The sequence below is a fragment of the Candidatus Bathyarchaeota archaeon genome (assembly GCA_018396705.1).
Lineage (GTDB): Archaea > Thermoproteota > Bathyarchaeia > Bathyarchaeales > Bathycorpusculaceae > DRVP01.
This window is the reverse complement of the sequence record JAGTQZ010000003.1, coordinates 126,522-142,140: the sequence shown is the minus strand read 5'-3', so window position 1 is coordinate 142,140 and position 15,619 is coordinate 126,522. Positions and strand designations below refer to the sequence as shown.

The 15,619-nt window shown below is 43.4% G+C and carries 21 protein-coding genes; 17 read left to right on the top strand and 4 right to left on the bottom strand.

Going from position 1 to position 15,619, the window contains the following annotated elements; genetic code table 11:
• Positions 1–116: 116 nt before the first annotated feature.
• From KEJ24_03315 to KEJ24_03305, 3 genes are all read right to left on the bottom strand, one after another.
• A complete protein-coding gene (locus KEJ24_03315; GenBank protein ID MBS7646849.1) occupies positions 117–1,502 on the bottom strand; it encodes a DASS family sodium-coupled anion symporter in 1,386 nt (461 codons plus the stop codon).
• A 20-nt stretch (positions 1,503–1,522) separates the two neighbouring features.
• Positions 1,523–1,804 carry a hypothetical protein gene (locus tag KEJ24_03310; GenBank protein MBS7646848.1) on the bottom strand — a complete coding sequence of 94 codons (282 nt, stop codon included), beginning with the start codon at positions 1,802–1,804 and terminating at the stop codon, positions 1,523–1,525.
• 118 nt (positions 1,805–1,922) lie between these two features.
• Positions 1,923–2,264, bottom strand: coding sequence for a hypothetical protein (locus KEJ24_03305; GenBank protein MBS7646847.1), 342 nt, complete (start codon positions 2,262–2,264; stop codon positions 1,923–1,925).
• A 126-nt stretch (positions 2,265–2,390) separates the two neighbouring features.
• On the opposite strand from KEJ24_03305, the gene KEJ24_03300 reads away from it, so the two are divergent.
• From KEJ24_03300 to KEJ24_03220, 17 genes are all read left to right on the top strand, one after another.
• Entirely contained in the window at positions 2,391–2,882 is a 492-nt protein-coding gene (locus KEJ24_03300; GenBank protein MBS7646846.1) for a 30S ribosomal protein S13, read from the top strand.
• A 2-nt stretch (positions 2,883–2,884) separates the two neighbouring features.
• Positions 2,885–3,457: a 30S ribosomal protein S4 gene (locus tag KEJ24_03295; GenBank protein ID MBS7646845.1), complete on the top strand. Its 573-nt coding sequence runs from the start codon at positions 2,885–2,887 to the stop codon at positions 3,455–3,457.
• Positions 3,458–3,459: 2 nt separating this feature from the next.
• Positions 3,460–3,882 (top strand): 30S ribosomal protein S11, encoded by a 423-nt coding sequence (locus KEJ24_03290; protein ID MBS7646844.1) that lies wholly within the window; start codon positions 3,460–3,462, stop codon positions 3,880–3,882.
• 115 nt (positions 3,883–3,997) lie between these two features.
• A complete protein-coding gene (locus KEJ24_03285) occupies positions 3,998–4,822 on the top strand; it encodes a DNA-directed RNA polymerase subunit D (protein MBS7646843.1) in 825 nt (274 codons plus the stop codon).
• Positions 4,809–5,171 (top strand): 50S ribosomal protein L18e, encoded by a 363-nt coding sequence (locus KEJ24_03280; protein ID MBS7646842.1) that lies wholly within the window; start codon positions 4,809–4,811, stop codon positions 5,169–5,171. The genes KEJ24_03285 and KEJ24_03280 overlap by 14 nt, the downstream gene beginning before the upstream one ends.
• A 7-nt stretch (positions 5,172–5,178) precedes the next feature.
• Positions 5,179–5,616: a 50S ribosomal protein L13 gene (gene rplM, locus KEJ24_03275; protein ID MBS7646841.1), complete on the top strand. Its 438-nt coding sequence runs from the start codon at positions 5,179–5,181 to the stop codon at positions 5,614–5,616.
• A 9-nt stretch (positions 5,617–5,625) separates the two neighbouring features.
• On the top strand, positions 5,626–6,033 hold the full coding sequence (locus KEJ24_03270; GenBank protein ID MBS7646840.1) for a 30S ribosomal protein S9: 408 nt from the start codon (positions 5,626–5,628) through the stop codon (positions 6,031–6,033).
• A 13-nt stretch (positions 6,034–6,046) separates the two neighbouring features.
• Positions 6,047–6,286, top strand: coding sequence for a DNA-directed RNA polymerase subunit N (locus KEJ24_03265; protein ID MBS7646839.1), 240 nt, complete (start codon positions 6,047–6,049; stop codon positions 6,284–6,286).
• An 18-nt stretch (positions 6,287–6,304) separates the two neighbouring features.
• Positions 6,305–7,558 carry a phosphopyruvate hydratase gene (locus KEJ24_03260; GenBank protein MBS7646838.1) on the top strand — a complete coding sequence of 418 codons (1,254 nt, stop codon included), beginning with the start codon at positions 6,305–6,307 and terminating at the stop codon, positions 7,556–7,558.
• 16 nt (positions 7,559–7,574) lie between these two features.
• Positions 7,575–8,252 carry a 30S ribosomal protein S2 gene (gene rpsB, locus KEJ24_03255; GenBank protein MBS7646837.1) on the top strand — a complete coding sequence of 226 codons (678 nt, stop codon included), beginning with the start codon at positions 7,575–7,577 and terminating at the stop codon, positions 8,250–8,252.
• Between the two features lie 4 nt (positions 8,253–8,256).
• Positions 8,257–9,108 (top strand): AmmeMemoRadiSam system protein B, encoded by an 852-nt coding sequence (amrB, locus tag KEJ24_03250; GenBank protein MBS7646836.1) that lies wholly within the window; start codon positions 8,257–8,259, stop codon positions 9,106–9,108.
• An 8-nt stretch (positions 9,109–9,116) separates the two neighbouring features.
• Positions 9,117–10,103 (top strand): mevalonate kinase, encoded by a 987-nt coding sequence (gene mvk / locus KEJ24_03245; protein MBS7646835.1) that lies wholly within the window; start codon positions 9,117–9,119, stop codon positions 10,101–10,103.
• Positions 10,090–10,890, top strand: a complete 801-nt coding sequence (locus KEJ24_03240) for an isopentenyl phosphate kinase family protein (protein MBS7646834.1) — start codon at positions 10,090–10,092, stop codon at positions 10,888–10,890. Before mvk ends, KEJ24_03240 begins: the two co-directional genes overlap by 14 nt.
• Positions 10,890–12,011, top strand: a complete 1,122-nt coding sequence (gene fni / locus KEJ24_03235) for a type 2 isopentenyl-diphosphate Delta-isomerase (protein MBS7646833.1) — start codon at positions 10,890–10,892, stop codon at positions 12,009–12,011. Before KEJ24_03240 ends, fni begins: the two co-directional genes overlap by 1 nt.
• Complete coding sequence (locus tag KEJ24_03230; protein MBS7646832.1) at positions 12,001–13,071, top strand: polyprenyl synthetase family protein; 1,071 nt, start codon at positions 12,001–12,003, stop codon at positions 13,069–13,071. Before fni ends, KEJ24_03230 begins: the two co-directional genes overlap by 11 nt.
• A 54-nt stretch (positions 13,072–13,125) precedes the next feature.
• Positions 13,126–14,853, top strand: a complete 1,728-nt coding sequence (locus tag KEJ24_03225; protein ID MBS7646831.1) for a glutamate--tRNA ligase — start codon at positions 13,126–13,128, stop codon at positions 14,851–14,853.
• A gap of 15 nt (positions 14,854–14,868) precedes the next feature.
• Positions 14,869–15,168 (top strand): signal recognition particle protein Srp19, encoded by a 300-nt coding sequence (locus KEJ24_03220; protein ID MBS7646830.1) that lies wholly within the window; start codon positions 14,869–14,871, stop codon positions 15,166–15,168.
• Between the two features lies 1 nt (position 15,169).
• Here the strand turns inward: KEJ24_03220 and KEJ24_03215 are convergent, their stop codons facing one another.
• Positions 15,170–15,568, bottom strand: a complete 399-nt coding sequence (locus KEJ24_03215) for a 30S ribosomal protein S8e (protein MBS7646829.1) — start codon at positions 15,566–15,568, stop codon at positions 15,170–15,172.
• Positions 15,569–15,619: the final 51 nt, after the last annotated feature.

Sequence of the window (15,619 nt, the reverse complement as noted above, 5' to 3'; positions counted from 1 at the left end):
AGCAGCATGTGCTGTCTCATCAACTTTTATCGCAGCAAGACTTGCTATCATGATAATTTTATGCGGACGTGTATGACCTAACTCAATAGTACATTAAACTGCGTGCAACTTGAAGGTTAAGAAATATAAGGCCAAAATGTCAAAGCAAAAAGCATAGTTATTAAGGCGCTTATAATATTCAATACCGATCCGACTTTCACCATCTCTTTAACTTTTACTTTTCCAGTGCTATACGCAATTGCGTTAGGTGGTGTGCCTACTGGCAGCATAAAGTCAAGGCTACAACATATGGCCACTAGAACAGCGGACACGACTGGACTTATGCCTGCGGCCAGACTCGCAGATATGGCTATAGGAATGAAAACGTTGGCGCTCGCAGTGTTACTGGCGATCATCGTGAAAATCAACGCAGAAAATCCCAAAATAACGAATAACGTAACAGATGAGCCCCCGCCAACGATTTCAGCTAAATTTTGACCTATCCAATCAGTCAATCCAGACGCTTCCATAGCCGCACCTAAACTTAGGCCACCGCCAAAAAGTAAGACAGTGTTCCAATCTACCCTTAGAATGTCATGCTGGTTTAAAATTCCTGTCAGGAATAGAACAATCGCTATAACTAAAGCCACTAGACCTGAAGGAAGCCCATGTCCACTCCATCCCAAAATAAACGCTATAGGCTCCGGTAAATTGCTAGTAAGCCATAAAAATGCGGCTAGAATAAAAATAATTAAAGTGAGCTTCTGCTTGAAATTCAGTGTAGAAACTTCTTTTTTAGGTATTTGGACATCAACTTCTCCTACAGGAAACAGCTTAAAAAGAAGGGCCCAAATTAAAAGAACCAAAATAACCGTTATTGGCAGCCCGTAAAGAATCCATCCGAGGAAGGCTAAATCATAGCCGACTAGTTCCTGGAGCATTCCAGCGGCCACCATATTAGGTGGTGTTCCAATAAGAGTTGCTATTCCCCCAACACTGGAGGAATATGCTATGCCTAAAATCATCACTTTATAAAAGTTCTCCTTGTCCTGTTCTTTATTACATTTTATTGCTAAGCTCAATGCTAGCGTTATCATCAACGCCGCGGTGGCAGTGTTATTCAGCCACATCGAGAGAAAAGCTGTAGTAAACATTAATCCTAAAACCAATTTTTTAATGTTGCTTCCTAAATGTGTAACCATTCTATAGGCTAAGGCCTCATCTAAATCTTGCTTTTCAAAAGCTAATGCCAGAAAAAAGCTGCCAAGTATAAGAACAACTGTTGGAGAGAAAAAGGGGGCTAAAGCCTTCTCAAAGGTTTGAATTCTCAGTAACGGTTGCATAACCGCAATTATTAGTGCGGTTACGCCTAGGGGAAGAAGTTCCGTAATCCAAAGCCCTGAGGCGAGGATCAAAATGGATAATGTCGACTGCATTCTTTCCTCGAAGGGAGCAGCCAAATAATATGTCACTAAAAACGAAGTAACAACGGCCAATAGCTTAATTGTCTTCTTAAGATCCATTAAATTGTCCCTGATCGTTGTTACAACTCATGAATTGAGACTATTTCACAGTTTTCTGCGCGGATAAAGTCCTTCAAAAGTTTTTCAACATGGAATTTATCTTCGATGTCTACCATTATATGCAATACGCAAATAGAGGGATAACGTTTTTCGATGGCTTTTATGAAGGGTGGAACCACTATTGAGGCGCTGAAATCTGCCCTCAGTTTCGTTTCTTCCAATTTCTTTCCAAACTTTAAAACAATGTTCCTCTCTATAATGTCCCCGCGGATAACAACTTCTAAAGTTTGAAGCTTACCCAAACTGGACACCAGTTTCGGAAACTCCCAGAATACTACCACCGAATTTAAACTTTTTCATAACATTTACGTAGAAGAATACAGTTGCAAGCATTGATTGTAAATTAATGACTTTATATTCCTACGAAGAAATGTGAGCTAGGAACGTTTCTGGTGTGTATTGCAGTATGCCTCTTGCCTGATAAGCGAATCCTCGTGCAACCAAAACTTTCAAAATTTTTTCTGGGCATAAACGCTGCTTTATAAGAAGCTCAAGGGCGTGTGTATAGTTGCGGTTTAACTCTCGGACAGCCAAAACCTGCTGCTTTCGAGATAAAGCGTAGTCTTTACATTCTACTAGATATGCCAAAGTCATGTCTGGTTTAACCGCCAAAACGTCGCAGTGGTTTTGTCTCGTGAAAACTATAAAACCCTTCTTTCGGAAGGTTTCTGAAACTGTGTCTTCGAGTATTGTTCCGCTCATTTCAGGTTCAAATTTAAATCTTCTAGGGTGCGTGTTAAGTGTTTTTCGGTTCTATTGGACTAGGAAAGTTTAAATAAAAAGCGGTTTACTTCTAAGTTTGCTATAAAAAGGTATGGATGGCTTTAAATGGCAAGTCAAGCAGCCAGAGAATTCCGTCACATACTAAGAATAATAGATGCAGATATAGATGGCACTTTGAAGGTTCCATATGCCTTAAGAAAAATTAAGGGCATAAGCCTAAACTTGGCCCATGCCATACTTAAGAAGGCCGGAATCGACCCCCACATGAGGGCAGGTTTCCTAACAGAGGCTGAAGTTGAAAGGATAGAAGGAATAATAAAAGACCCTGGAAAACATGGCTTGCCCGGCTGGCTTCTCAATCGACGAAAGGACTTGGAAACTGGAAAGAATATGCACCTCATAAGTGCGGACCTAATCTTGAGAACAAAAATGGATATTGAAAAAATGAAGGAAATAAAATCTTGGCGGGGCTATAGGCATGCCTATGGTTTAAAAGTCAGGGGGCAGAGAACAAGAACCACGGGAAGAACTGGTAAGACCGTTGGAGTCAAAAAGAAGACGGCGGCTAAAGCGGGAGGGGGAGGAGGTGGCAAGTAGCCATGGGCGATCCTAAAAAACAGAAGAAAAAGTATGAAACTCCACGCTTTCCATGGCGTACGGATGTTTTGCAAGAAGAGCTTAAACTTTTGGGGCAGTATGGTTTAAGGAATAAACGCGAATTATGGCGTCATAAAACTATGCTCTCAAAGTTTAGAGGTATAGCCCGCTCACTTATAGGTAAACCTCCCGAGGAAAGGAAAAAAATGGAGGAAGAACTACTATCTCGTTTAAAAAAACTGGGCATAATTCATGAAACAGCGGTTTTAGACGACGTTCTCGACTTGACTGTTGAGGATATCCTTGAACGTCGCCTTCAAACAATAGTTTTCAGAAAAGGACTGGCTAAAACAATCTATCAAGCTCGCCAACTCATAACTCATGGGCACATAGTTATAGGAGGACAGCGTGTAACAGTGCCGAGTTACTTGGTAACGAGAGAAGAAGATAAGGTGGGTTATTCACCTGACAGTCCATTGGCTAACCCGAACCATCCAATACGCCAAATAATTGCAGTTACTCCGGCAGTCACGGCAAAAGAGGGAAAATCTGAAACGGTGAGAGGTGAAGAGTGAAAATGAGTAGCAGTGGTGGAACCGTGTCCACAGCAAAGAAAACTGAAAAGTGGGGTGTAGCTCACATTTACAGTTCCTACAATAACACAATAGTGCACATAACCGACCTTTCAGGGGCAGAAACCATAGCTCGTACATCTGGGGGAATGTTCGTAAAAGCCGATAGACTGGAGTCTTCGCCATATGCAGCCATGCGTGCAGCCACCGCAGCGGCAGAAATAGCCAAAGACAAAGGGATAACAGCCATCCACATAAAAGTGCGAGCACCAGGAGGACCTGGACCTAGAACACCGGGACCAGGTGCCCAAGCAGCTATAAGGGCCCTCGCACGGGCTGGTTTCCGCATAGGTCGCATAGAAGAGGTTACGCCCATACCTCACGACGGCACACGCAGACCTGGCGGCAGAAGAGGTAGAAGAGTCTAAAACATTTATTTTTGAGTAGGTTTCATGCAACTCATAGAAAAATTGAAATAATGCACTGGTACTCTATTCAACGGCATCTGCGGTTAAACGCATACTTACGGTGGGTTAACTTCAAGTGGAAATAAAAGTGTTGGGAAAAGACGAAAACACTATGAGTCTTTTGATAAAAGGAGTGGACACGCCGTATGTCAACGCTTTGAGAAGAAACGTTTTGGCAGAAGTCCCGTGTATGGCGATTGATGAAGTGGTCATTATTGAAAATTCATCCGTGTTACATGATGAGATTATAGCCCACAGACTTGGGCTTATACCATTAAAAACGGATCTTGACGGCTACAATCTTCCAGAAGAATGCACGTGCAAAAGCGAGTTTGGATGCAACCTATGCAGAGTCACCCTCACATTGGATCGAGAAGCGAAAGATGAAACAGTGACGGTGTATTCCGGTGAACTTGTTTCTGAAAACCCAAGCATAGTGCCAATAAGCGATAAAATCCCAATTGTTAAACTTGCAAAAGGGCAAAGGCTGAGGCTTGAAGCCTACGCAAGACTGGGGAAAGGCAAAAACCACGCTAAGTGGCAACCTGTCTCTACATGCACATACAAGTATCTACCAAAGATAGAGATTAACAGCCAAAACTGTGACGCCTGTGGAGAATGCGTTAACATCTGCCCCAGAAAAGTCCTAACAAAAAGGGAGGGCAAAATAGAAGTTCGCGAGTTATTTGCTTGTACCTTATGCAATGACTGTGCTGATGTCTGTCCAAAAGAACCTCCGGCAATAAAAGTTGAATGGGAGAAAAATGCTTTCATATTCAACTTGGAATCCACCGGGAGCCTTCCACCAGAGAGAATAATGGTTGAAGCTGTGAAAATTTTGGAGAAACAACTGAAAGAATTTGCATCCCAAATCGAGGTGCAAAAGCTTGAAAGAAGTTAAAGCGACAAATCCGGAGCTTGTAGAACTTATTCGCTTTCTTAAGAGGCAAAGCCGCGAACAAAAAGCGGCAATATGGAAAACTATAGCTGAGAAACTGGCGGCTGCTAGGAGACGACGAATAGCCGTTAACATAAGTCGAATAAACCGGTACACCGACAAGAACGAGACTGTTGTTGTTCCCGGCAAGGTTTTAGGCGCAGGTGAGTTAAACCATCCAGTAACGGTTGCAGCCTTCGCTTTCTCGGAAAAGGCTAAACATAAAATAGAGAATGCAAAGGGAAAATGTCTCACCATACATGAGCTTGTCAAGAAAAATCCGAAAGGTTCAAATGTCAAGATTATAGGGTGAAGCTGGAATGGAGGAGCTGAAGGAGTTCACGGTGATAAATGCTGACGGACTTATTCTTGGAAGGATGGCAAGTATAATAGCTAAACGCCTTTTAAAAGGCGAGAAAATAGCTGTTGTAAACGCTGAAAAAGCAGTAATTTCCGGCAAAAAGAAAAGCAAGGTGGCAGAGGCAAAGGAATTTCTTGAGGTAGGCTACCCTGGGAAAGGTCCCTTCCACTATAGGAGGCCTGACAGAATTTTGAGAAAAACCGTCAGGGGTATGCTTCCGTATAAACAGCCTAAAGGCAAACAAGCCTTCAAAAGATTAAGGGTTTTCATAGGTGTTCCAGAAGAACTTAAAAATGTAAAGATGGAAACCATTGAGGAGGCTCAAGCCAAAAAGTTAACATGCTCCTACTTTACTCTTGGAGAATTTGCAAAAGAAATAGGCTGGAGCGGAGAGTAAAATATGCCAATGGCAAAAAGGGTTTTGGTTGTCAGCGGGAAAAGAAAAACAGCTATAGCAAGAGCCATCGTTAAACCAGGAATAGGTAGAATAAGAATCAATAAAACACCCTTAGAGATCTACGAGCCTGAAATTGCCCGCCAAAAAATAATGGAGCCACTTATCCAGGCTGGAGACGAGGTTTGGAAACAACTGGACATAGACGTAAAAGTATGGGGTGGCGGATACATGGGACAAGCAGAGGCGGCCAGAATGGCCATCGCAAACGCCTTATTGAAATGGACGAAAAGTGCGCAACTGCGAACAGCTTTCATTGAGTATGACAGAACTATGGTTGTTGGAGACCCCAGAAGAAAAGAGCCTAAAAAATTTGGAGGACCCGGTGCGAGAGCGCGAGATCAGAAAAGCTATAGGTAAATGGAGGACTTATATGATCATACCTGTAAGATGTTTCACATGTGGCAAACTTATTGGAGATAAGTGGGAGGAGTTTGCGCGGAGAGTAAAAACTGGTGAGGATGCTAGCGACGTTTTAGACAGCTTGGGAATTAAGAGGTATTGTTGTCGTCGTATGCTTCTCTCTCATGTTGAAATTATAGATGAGGTTTTACGTTTTTATAGAGAGGCTGAGAAGAGAAAGGAGGCTAGAAACTACTATTACCAAGAGTAATCGCGGGGAATTTGTGGTATGTCCACAGTTATTGAAGACGTTATCGCCAGAAAAGTTTTCAATAGCCGGGGCGAAGAGACAATAGAAGTTGATGTAATCACTAACTCTGGGTTTGGAAGGGCATCCGCTCCAGCCGGAAAAAGCCGCGGCAAAGCCGAGGTTGTATATTTCCCTCAAGGCGGGGTGGATGAGGCAATAAAAAAGGTTGAAGAGCTTGTGGCTCCAGAACTTATAGGATTGAACGCCGACTTTCAAGAGGAAATAGACCGAATTCTTCATGAAATAGACAACACAAAGGATTTTAGGATAATAGGAGGAAACACAGCCTTCGCGGTCTCTTTGGCGAATGCGGAAGCCGCAGCCAATTCTTACGGTATTCCTCTATTCCAGTATTTGGGCGGCTATGCTGCCCGTGAGCTTCCATATCCTCTTGGAAACGTTATTAGTGGTGGAAGCCACACGAGTGGCAAGGCTCCAGACTTTCAAGAGTTTCTGGTTCTACCGCATGGCGCCGACTCCTTCATAGAAGCAGCAAAAGCGAACATCACAGTTCACAGGAAAATTGGAGACCTTCTGGAAAAGAAGGATAAATTGTTCGGCCACGGAAAAAGCGACGAAGGCGCATGGACAGCTAACATCACAAACCTTGATGCATTGGAAATCTTAACACAAACTTGCGAAGAAGTTAGCAATGAAGTTAACTTTAAATGTAGCCCCGGCGTTGACGCAGCAGCGTCCACCCTTTGGAATGGCAAAATTAAAAAGTACGTATATCAGAGGGAAGGCAAAGAACTAGACTCTGGGGAGCAATTAGAGTTTATCCGTCAAATCGTCGAAAAATATCATTTGGCTTACATTGAAGACCCCTTTCATGAGGAAGACTATGAAAGCTTTGCGGAATTGACAAAAAAATTGAAAAACTGTTTGGTTTGCGGAGACGACCTTTTCGTTACAAACAATGAGAGGTTAACCCATGGAATTAAGATGCATGCCGCCAATGCTGTCATAATAAAGGTGAATCAGGTTGGCACCTTAACAGATGCTTTGGAAACAATCGAAACAGCTAAAAGAGCTGGATGTATCCCGGTTATATCTCACCGTTCAGGAGACACCTGTGACTGGCACATAGCTCATTTGGCTGTAGCCTTTAAATGTCCAATCATAAAAACTGGTGTGGTTGAAGGGGCTAGAATAGCGAAGATAAACGAATTAATAAGGGTGGAGGAATTCTTAGGAGACAGAGCTAAAATGGCTGAGCTCCGAATGTTATAAAAATGGGGTGTAGAAATTGACGGCTGAAGGGGAGGCGAAAAAAGAGAAATTCGAGGAAGAAACCAGCGTTAGCGCAGAAGAAGAACTTTTACTACCTCGGGACACGTTGCTGTCAGCTGGGATACACATAGGAACAAGAATGAAAACGAAAGATATGGAACAATTCATATATCGTGTTAGACCAGACGGACTATTTGTGCTAGACGTTAAAAAAACAGATGAACGAATACGGGTTACGGCTAAATTCTTAGCAAGGTTTAACCCTTCTAGAATAGTGGCTGCGGCAGCGAGACTTTACGCTCAAGAACCTGTCAGAAAATTCTGTGAATTGACAGGCGCAACGCCTGTTATAGGGCGTTTTATTCCAGGACTGCTGTCTAACCCTTTATATCCAAACCGTATTGAACCCGACGTTCTAATAGTCTCCGACCCGAGAGCGGACTTTCAAGCCGTAAAAGAGGCTGCTTCTGTTGGTATTCCAGTTGTGGCCTTATGCAGCACTGACAACGATTTTTCCGGAGTGGATTTAGTGATTCCAACAAACAACAAGGGAAGAAGAGCGCTTGCCGTTATATACTGGCTTCTAGCTAGACAAGTGCTTCGTGAAAGAGGAGAGCTTCCACCAGATAAAGATCCATCGCTGTCCATTGAGGATTTTGAGGCTAAGATCTCCAAAGAGGAGGAGGGCAGCTAACATAGTGGCTAGGGTTCGATACCCATGTCAGGCTGGAGCCTTCTATGCTGGAACAGCTGAAGCCTTAAAAAGACAGATTGAGAAATGCTTTCTGCATGAACTTGGGCCTGGAAAGATTCCATCCGTTGCCGAGGCTGGAGCTCGACATATAATCGGGCTTGTTTGTCCTCATGCGGGGTACATGTATTCTGGTCCGGTCGCAGCCCATGCGTATTACAGTTTGGCGTTGGATGGTAAACCAGACGTCGTGGTTCTTTTTGGGCCTAATCACACGGGTTATGGAAGCGCCCTAGCCATCATGAATGAAGGTGTTTGGCGCACCCCCCTTGGTGACGTTGAAGTTGATGCTGATACAGCTGACCAGATTGTAAGGGAGTCCCGCATTGTAGATGTCGACGAGGTTGCTCATCGTTATGAACATTCAATTGAAGTCCAACTTCCTTTTTTGCAGTATCTTTTCGGTTCAAGATTTAGGATTGTGCCCATCTGCTTTTTAATGCAGGATTTACACTCCTCTATGGAGGTTGGACAGGCTACGGCTAAAGTTTTGGCTGGGAAAAACGCTGTGATAATCGCTTCTTCGGATATGACTCACTACGAGCCGCATAAAGTGGCGGAACGAAAGGACAAGCTTGCCCTTCAAGCTGTCGAAAAAATGGATGAAGCGAAGTTTTATTCGATCATCGAAGAACATCGAATCACCGCGTGTGGCTACGGCCCTATAGCTGCTCTCATCACGGCTGCAAAGGTTTTAGGGGTGAAAGAAGCAAAATTATTATGTTACAAAACCAGTGGAGATGTTAGTGGCGACTACTCAGCCGTTGTTGGGTATGCCGCCATGCAATTTACAAAATAGGGTTTAGCATGGGGGCGGCTGTTGCTTCAGCTCCGGCAAAAGTAATCATTTTCGGAGAGCACTTCGTTGTTTACGGTGAACCAGCCATCGTCTTAGCTATCGATAAAAGAGCTTACGCTAGAGTGGAAACTAGACAGGATAAAAAGTTACTTATATGTTCACAAAATCTTGGCTTGTCAGCCTTTTTTGAAAACAGCAACATCAAAGTGGAAAAAGGAGAACCCCGAGAAGCTAAAATGAAACTTGAACCAATAAGATGCGCTGTAGAAAAAGTCTTAGAAAAAACTGGAGAAAAAGTTGGCTTAACCGTAGAAGTCAATTCGACAGTACCAGTTGCCGCTGGTTTAGGTTCATCTGCAGCCGTAGCTGCTGCCGTTGCAGCAGCGGTCAGTGCGGTGTTAAACATTAAAATGTCAAAAGAAGATGTTTTCCGTATAGCCCTCGAGGCTGAAAAAATTATGCACGGCACCCCCTCCGGCGTTGATCCTGCAATATCGACTTTTGGTGGAACAATGCTATTTCAATTGGACACGGGGTTTAAACCCCTTGAGGTTAAAACTGAAGTACCCCTTGTTATTGGCAACACGGGTGTTGAAAGGTCAACTCGTGTGCAAGTTGAAAAAGTTCGCGAGTTGAAGTATAAGTATCCGCAAATTGTTGAGCCAATGATGCGGGCTGCCCGCGAAATAGTTTTACAAGCTATTGAAGCCTTGAAAAAAGGAGACCTGGAAACTCTCGGTGAATTAATGAACATAAACCACGCGTTGTTATATGGCTTGGGAGTTTCAGATGAATCTCTGGAGTGGCTGATAAACACAGCCAAAAAAGCCGGGGCATTAGGCGCAAAACTAACCGGAGCGGGTGGTGGCGGCTGCATGATAGCCCTAGCATATAAAGATAAACTTAACAAAGTTCTGGAGGCTGTTCAGAGAGCCGGAGCCAACGCCTTCATAGCTAAAAAGACAGATGAAGGGGTTAGAATTGAGTCAAGCTAAACCAACTGTTCTGAAAATAGGTGGTTCAGTTATAACAGATAAAAGTAAAGAAATGGAAGTTAGAATGGATGCAATAAGCCGTCTAGCCGACGAAATACTTGAAGCAAACCTCAAAAACCTGATAATTGTTCACGGTGGGGGAAGTTTCGGTCACCCCACGGCTCAGAAACATGCGATAAAAGAAGGTTTCAAAAACGAAAGCCAAATCATAGGATTCGCGGAAACACACCATGTTATGACAGTGCTTAATGGACTTTTCATGGATGCCCTTATATGGCGGGGCATCCCAGCTGTAAGTGTCACACCGTCTTCCTGTATAATGACGAAAAATGGAAGAATAGCATGTTTTGAAGATGCACCGTTAAGGCTTTTAATGAGGATGGGTTTTATTCCAGTCCTCTACGGGGATGCTGTCCTCGACACCGAACTAGGCTTCACAATATTGTCAGGCGACCAGCTAACCTCTTTCCTGGCTTTAAAATTTGACGCTGAAAAAATTTTGATAGGTGTGGATGTAGACGGCCTATATGACGATGATCCAAAGAATAATGTTAACGCAAAAATGTTTGAACGTTTGACATTAGATGAACTTAGAAGAGTTCAGGGGAAATTAGGTGTTTCAAATGTTTGCGATGTCACTGGTGGTATGCCCAACAAAATTGCAGAGCTTATACCCGCTATAGAGCATGGAATTCGTGTTCTAATAGTTAATGCTTCTAAACCAAGATATCTCTATAAAGCTCTTAGGGGAGAAAAAGTTAAGGGCACAATCATAGAGAAGGAATGATGTTGGCTGAGAAAACTGAAAAAAGGAAAGCGGATCATATTAGAATAGCAACAACTCATAACGTGCAGTCGAAGAAGAACACCACGGGATTTGAGGATGTACACTTCGTCCACAGAGCATTGCCGGAAATAGACAAAGAGAAAATAGACACGTCCACTACAGTTTTTAATCATAAGTTTTCGGCGCCAATAATGGTAAGCGCCATAACTGGTGGGACAAGTGAAGCAAGGAAAATAAATGCAGTAATTGCCACGGTTGTCGAGGAGCTTGGTCTTGGGATGGGTGTGGGAAGTCAGAGAGCCGCGCTGGAAGACAAGCGTCTTGAGAAAACCTTTGCAATCGTTAGAAAAAAAGCGCCAACAGCATTTATTGTGGCGAACTTAGGTGGGGTGCAGCTTACTCGTGGATACGGCATTAAAGAGGTACGAAAAGCTGTAGAAATGATCGATGCGGATGCCATTGCAATACATTTAAACCCGCTTCAAGAAGCTGTACAGCCTGAGGGTGAAACAAGCTTTAGGGGCGTCCTTGAAAAGATAGGGGAAATCGCCAAAGAACTTGATAGGCCAGTGATAGTGAAAGAGACTGGTGCCGGGATAGCCGCCGAAGAGGCAAGAAAACTTGAGAACGTAGGTGTAAAGGGCATAGATGTAAGTGGCACTGGTGGCACGAGTTTTGCGGCTGTCGAGTTTTTTCGTGCAAAAGGTGGAAGAAACTTTCACCGTCGAAGATTAGGTGAAGTTTTTTGGGATTGGGGTATACCCACTGCAATAAGCGTGGTTGAAGTAGCTCAAACGGTGAACATCCCAGTTATAGCTTCGGGGGGAATACGCAGCGGATTAGACGCAGCTAAAGCACTGGCTCTTGGAGCAAGCCTTGCAGGTCTTGCTCAGCCAGTTTTGCAAGCGGTTGTTGAAGGAGGTGTTAAGAAAACCAGGAAAGTGTTGGGCTTTCTTATTGAAGAATTAAAGAACGCGATGTTTCTTACAGGAGCTGAAAATCCGCAACATTTACAGAGGGTGCCCCTTATTATAATTGGAAAAACAGCAGAATGGCTGAGATTAAGAGGGTTCGATTTAGAAGCTTACGCCAGAAGGAGCGAAATTAAATTTGAACATTGAAAAACTGTTAGAAGAAAAAGCTTCCATCATAAATAGGGCTATTGAAAAGTATATTCCAAGAATATTTTCCAAGGAGGCGCTAATCTTCAAAATCAACCAGCCCAGATACTCTTACAACATAGGAGCGCTAAACAAGGCTATAGCTGAACCTGTATGGGAATTTCTAGATAGGGGCGGAAAACGCTGGCGTCCTACTCTGTTTTTGTTGATATGCGAAGCGTTAGGCAAAAATTCAGAGGAGTATGTGGACTACGCCATAATTCCAGAGGTTGTTCACAACGGAACCCTGATCATTGACGACATTGAAGATTCATCTGAATACCGCAGAGGAAAACCTTGCACCTACAAGATTTATGGCTTAGACATAGCCCTAAACGCTGGAAACACTATGTATTACTTGCCACTTTTGCCTTTGATGGAAAATAGGGATAAAATAGGCTGCGAAAAACTGGCCAAAGTGTACGAAATATACGTACAGGAGATGATAAACCTAAGTCTTGGACAAGCCATGGACATAACATGGCACAGAGGACTAGCAAATGCTGACCAAATAAGCGAAGAAGATTATCTGCAGATGTGTGCTTACAAAACAGGGACTCTGGCGAGAATGGCTGCAAAAATCGCCGCAGTGCTTGCCGACGCTGACGACGAGCTTGTTGAAAAGCTTGGAATATTTGCTGAAAGCATTGGCATAGCCTTCCAAATTCAAGATGACATTTTAGACTTAGTTGGAGAAGAGTTTGCAGAAAAGAAAGGCGGCCGCGGGCAAGATATAACCGAGGGAAAGCGCACATTAATGGTCATCCACACTTTAAAAGTTGCAAACGCCAAAGATAGAAAGCGTCTTATCGAAATTCTTAAAATGCACACTTCAGACCAAAAGCTAAGAGATGAGGCGATAGCAATAATGCAAAAATATGGCTCAATAGAATATGCCAAAAATTTTGCGAGAAAAATCTTGGAAGAAAGTTGGAAAAGTGTGGATGAACTTCTTCCAAGATCAGAGGCAAAAGAAAAGTTAAACGCCTTCGCAAGATTTCTCATTGAGAGAAAAATATAATCCCATAAGCGAGCTTCGAGGCTTTCAGTCTTGAATGAGATAGCGCTAAAGGAAATTGAGGAGTTAGCCCGCAAAATTGCTCTACTTAATGCTGTAAAGCATGATGGTAAAGCCCAAGCTGGGCCGGTTATTGGTAAACTTTTGGCTGAAAGACCTGAACTGCGAACAAGGGTAAAGGAAATAACAGTCCTTGTAACAAAGATAGTGGGCGAAGTTAACAGTCTTTCCCTAAACGATCAAAGACGAATTGTTGAGAAAAATTGGCCTGAGGCTCTTGTAAGGGAAAAGGTTGAAGTGGAGAAAACGCTTCCGCCATTGCCCAACGTTGACAAATATCCAATGATTGTGACACGTTTTTCGCCTAATCCTGACTGCGTTCTTCATCTGGGCTCAGCCAGAGCAATAGTTCTCTGCCATGACTATGCCCGCATGTACCATGGGAAATTTATTCTACGTTTTGAAGATACGGATCCAAAAGTGAAAAGGCCCGTTTTAGAGTTTTACGACCGCATACGCGAGGACCTTGCTTGGCTTGACTGCAAACCAGATGAGGAATTCATCCAAAGCGACAGAATCCCATTATACTATGAGTATGCAAAGAAGCTTCTCGAGGCCGGTGACGCCTACGTGTGCACGTGTTCCCCTCAAGTTTTCAGAGAGAGAATACTTGCCAAAACGGCCTGTCCATGCCGCAGTTTGCCGCCAGAGACCCATATGGAAAGATGGCAACGTATGTTGGACGGCTTGTATGGCGAAGGCCAAGCCGTAGTGCGGATAAAAACTGATTTAAACCATCCAAACCCAGCGGTTAGGGACTGGCCGGCTTTACGTGTTATAGACACTGAAAAGTTTCCCCATCCAAGGGTTGGAAGCAAATACCGTGTCTGGCCTCTCTACAATTTCGCATGCGGGCTCGACGACCACTTGATGGGAGTTACCCACATTATACGCGGCAAAGAACATTTGACAAACATGGCTCGCCAAGAATATATGTACCATCATCTAGGATGGAAGTATCCGGAGGCCATACACTACGGTAGACTTAAAATTGTGGGGGCACACCTTAGCAAATCGAAAATTGTCCAAGGAATAAGAGAAGGCATCTACAAAGGCTGGGACGACCCGAGACTGGCAACTTTTGCCGCATTAAGAAAACGTGGAATAACGTCAGCAGCCATAAGAAAGCTCATTATTGATGTTGGCCCAAAAACTTCAGACGTCGTCCTAAGCTGGGAGAACCTCTATGCATACAATAGAAAATTCTTGGATCCGGAGGTGAACCGTTACTTTTTTGTGCCAAGCCCAATTCAACTTACAGTGTACAAAGTTCCAAAAACTTTTACCGTTAAGATTAGGCTACACCCAGAGCGCTTGGAAAGAGGATATAGAGAATATACCATAAAACCCACAGAACAAGGTGAAGTCCTCTTCTGGATCTCAAAGAACGACTTGAAAAATCTAGGCGTTGGAAAGATTGTGCGTCTCATGGAACTTTTTAACATTAAAGTTGAAAACGTTGAAGTATATGCTGTTGAAGCATCCTTCCTAAGCGAATCCTACGATGATGCGAAAAAAGCTGGGGCTCCCTTAATCCACTGGGTTCCCATAGGGGCAGATGCGCCGTGTAAAATTGTTATGCCAAATGCTACAATTATCGAGGGTGTAGCTGAAAAAGCCTGTAAAAACTTAAGAATTGGCGATATAGTGCAGTTTGAAAGATTCGGCTTTGCAAGGATAGACAAAGTTAATAGTAAAATCTTAGCCTACTTTGCTCACAAGTAAAAAGGAGTAGTAACTATGCGAGAGCAAGACAAAGTGATTCTATGGCCGGCATATTTTGACGCAACGAAAACCCGGGGTGAGGGAAGGAAAATACCGAAAAATTTAGCCGTACCATCGCCTAAAATCGCTGAACTAAAAGAAGCAGCTGAAAAACTAGGCCTTGAACATGAACTGGTTTTTGATGTTTGTTATCCAAAGACACCTTGGCTTAAAACTGGCATGCTTCTAGTCGTCAAAAAAGAGTCGAAAACTCAGATTCTTAAGAAAGTCGCTAAACAACTACATAAAATCCGCAGCGTCGCAGCCACGAAATAGCTCAGTCAGCTTCTTCCTTGCTTATTAAAACAGCGTTTATTACACCATTCTGTCCAGGACGAGATGTAACACGCGCTAATCCTAAATTGGTTTCTATAATTGTGCCTTTTGTTATTACACCCCTTCTATCGTAGTCTACGTTCGCCGGATTTTTGACAACGCGAAGTATTTCAGCTTTTTCAGTCTTTCCGGTTTTCACGTCGGTTACGCAAGCGTATTTTTCGCTTAAAACTCTAACCTTAAGGTTGCCACCCCTCCTTCGTTCAAACTTTCTTTTAGGCTCGCCAAGGGTTGTTTCAACGGGAAAAGATCCTTGCTCAAACTTTCGTTTTCCTCGGTAAGGCTTCTTTTTTCCTCCTGTTGGTTTTCTTTTATGCAAGTCACCGTGCCAAACAGACATATTTTAACCCTCTCTTGGGCTGTTCACTATCCATTGCTTAAAATATAAATC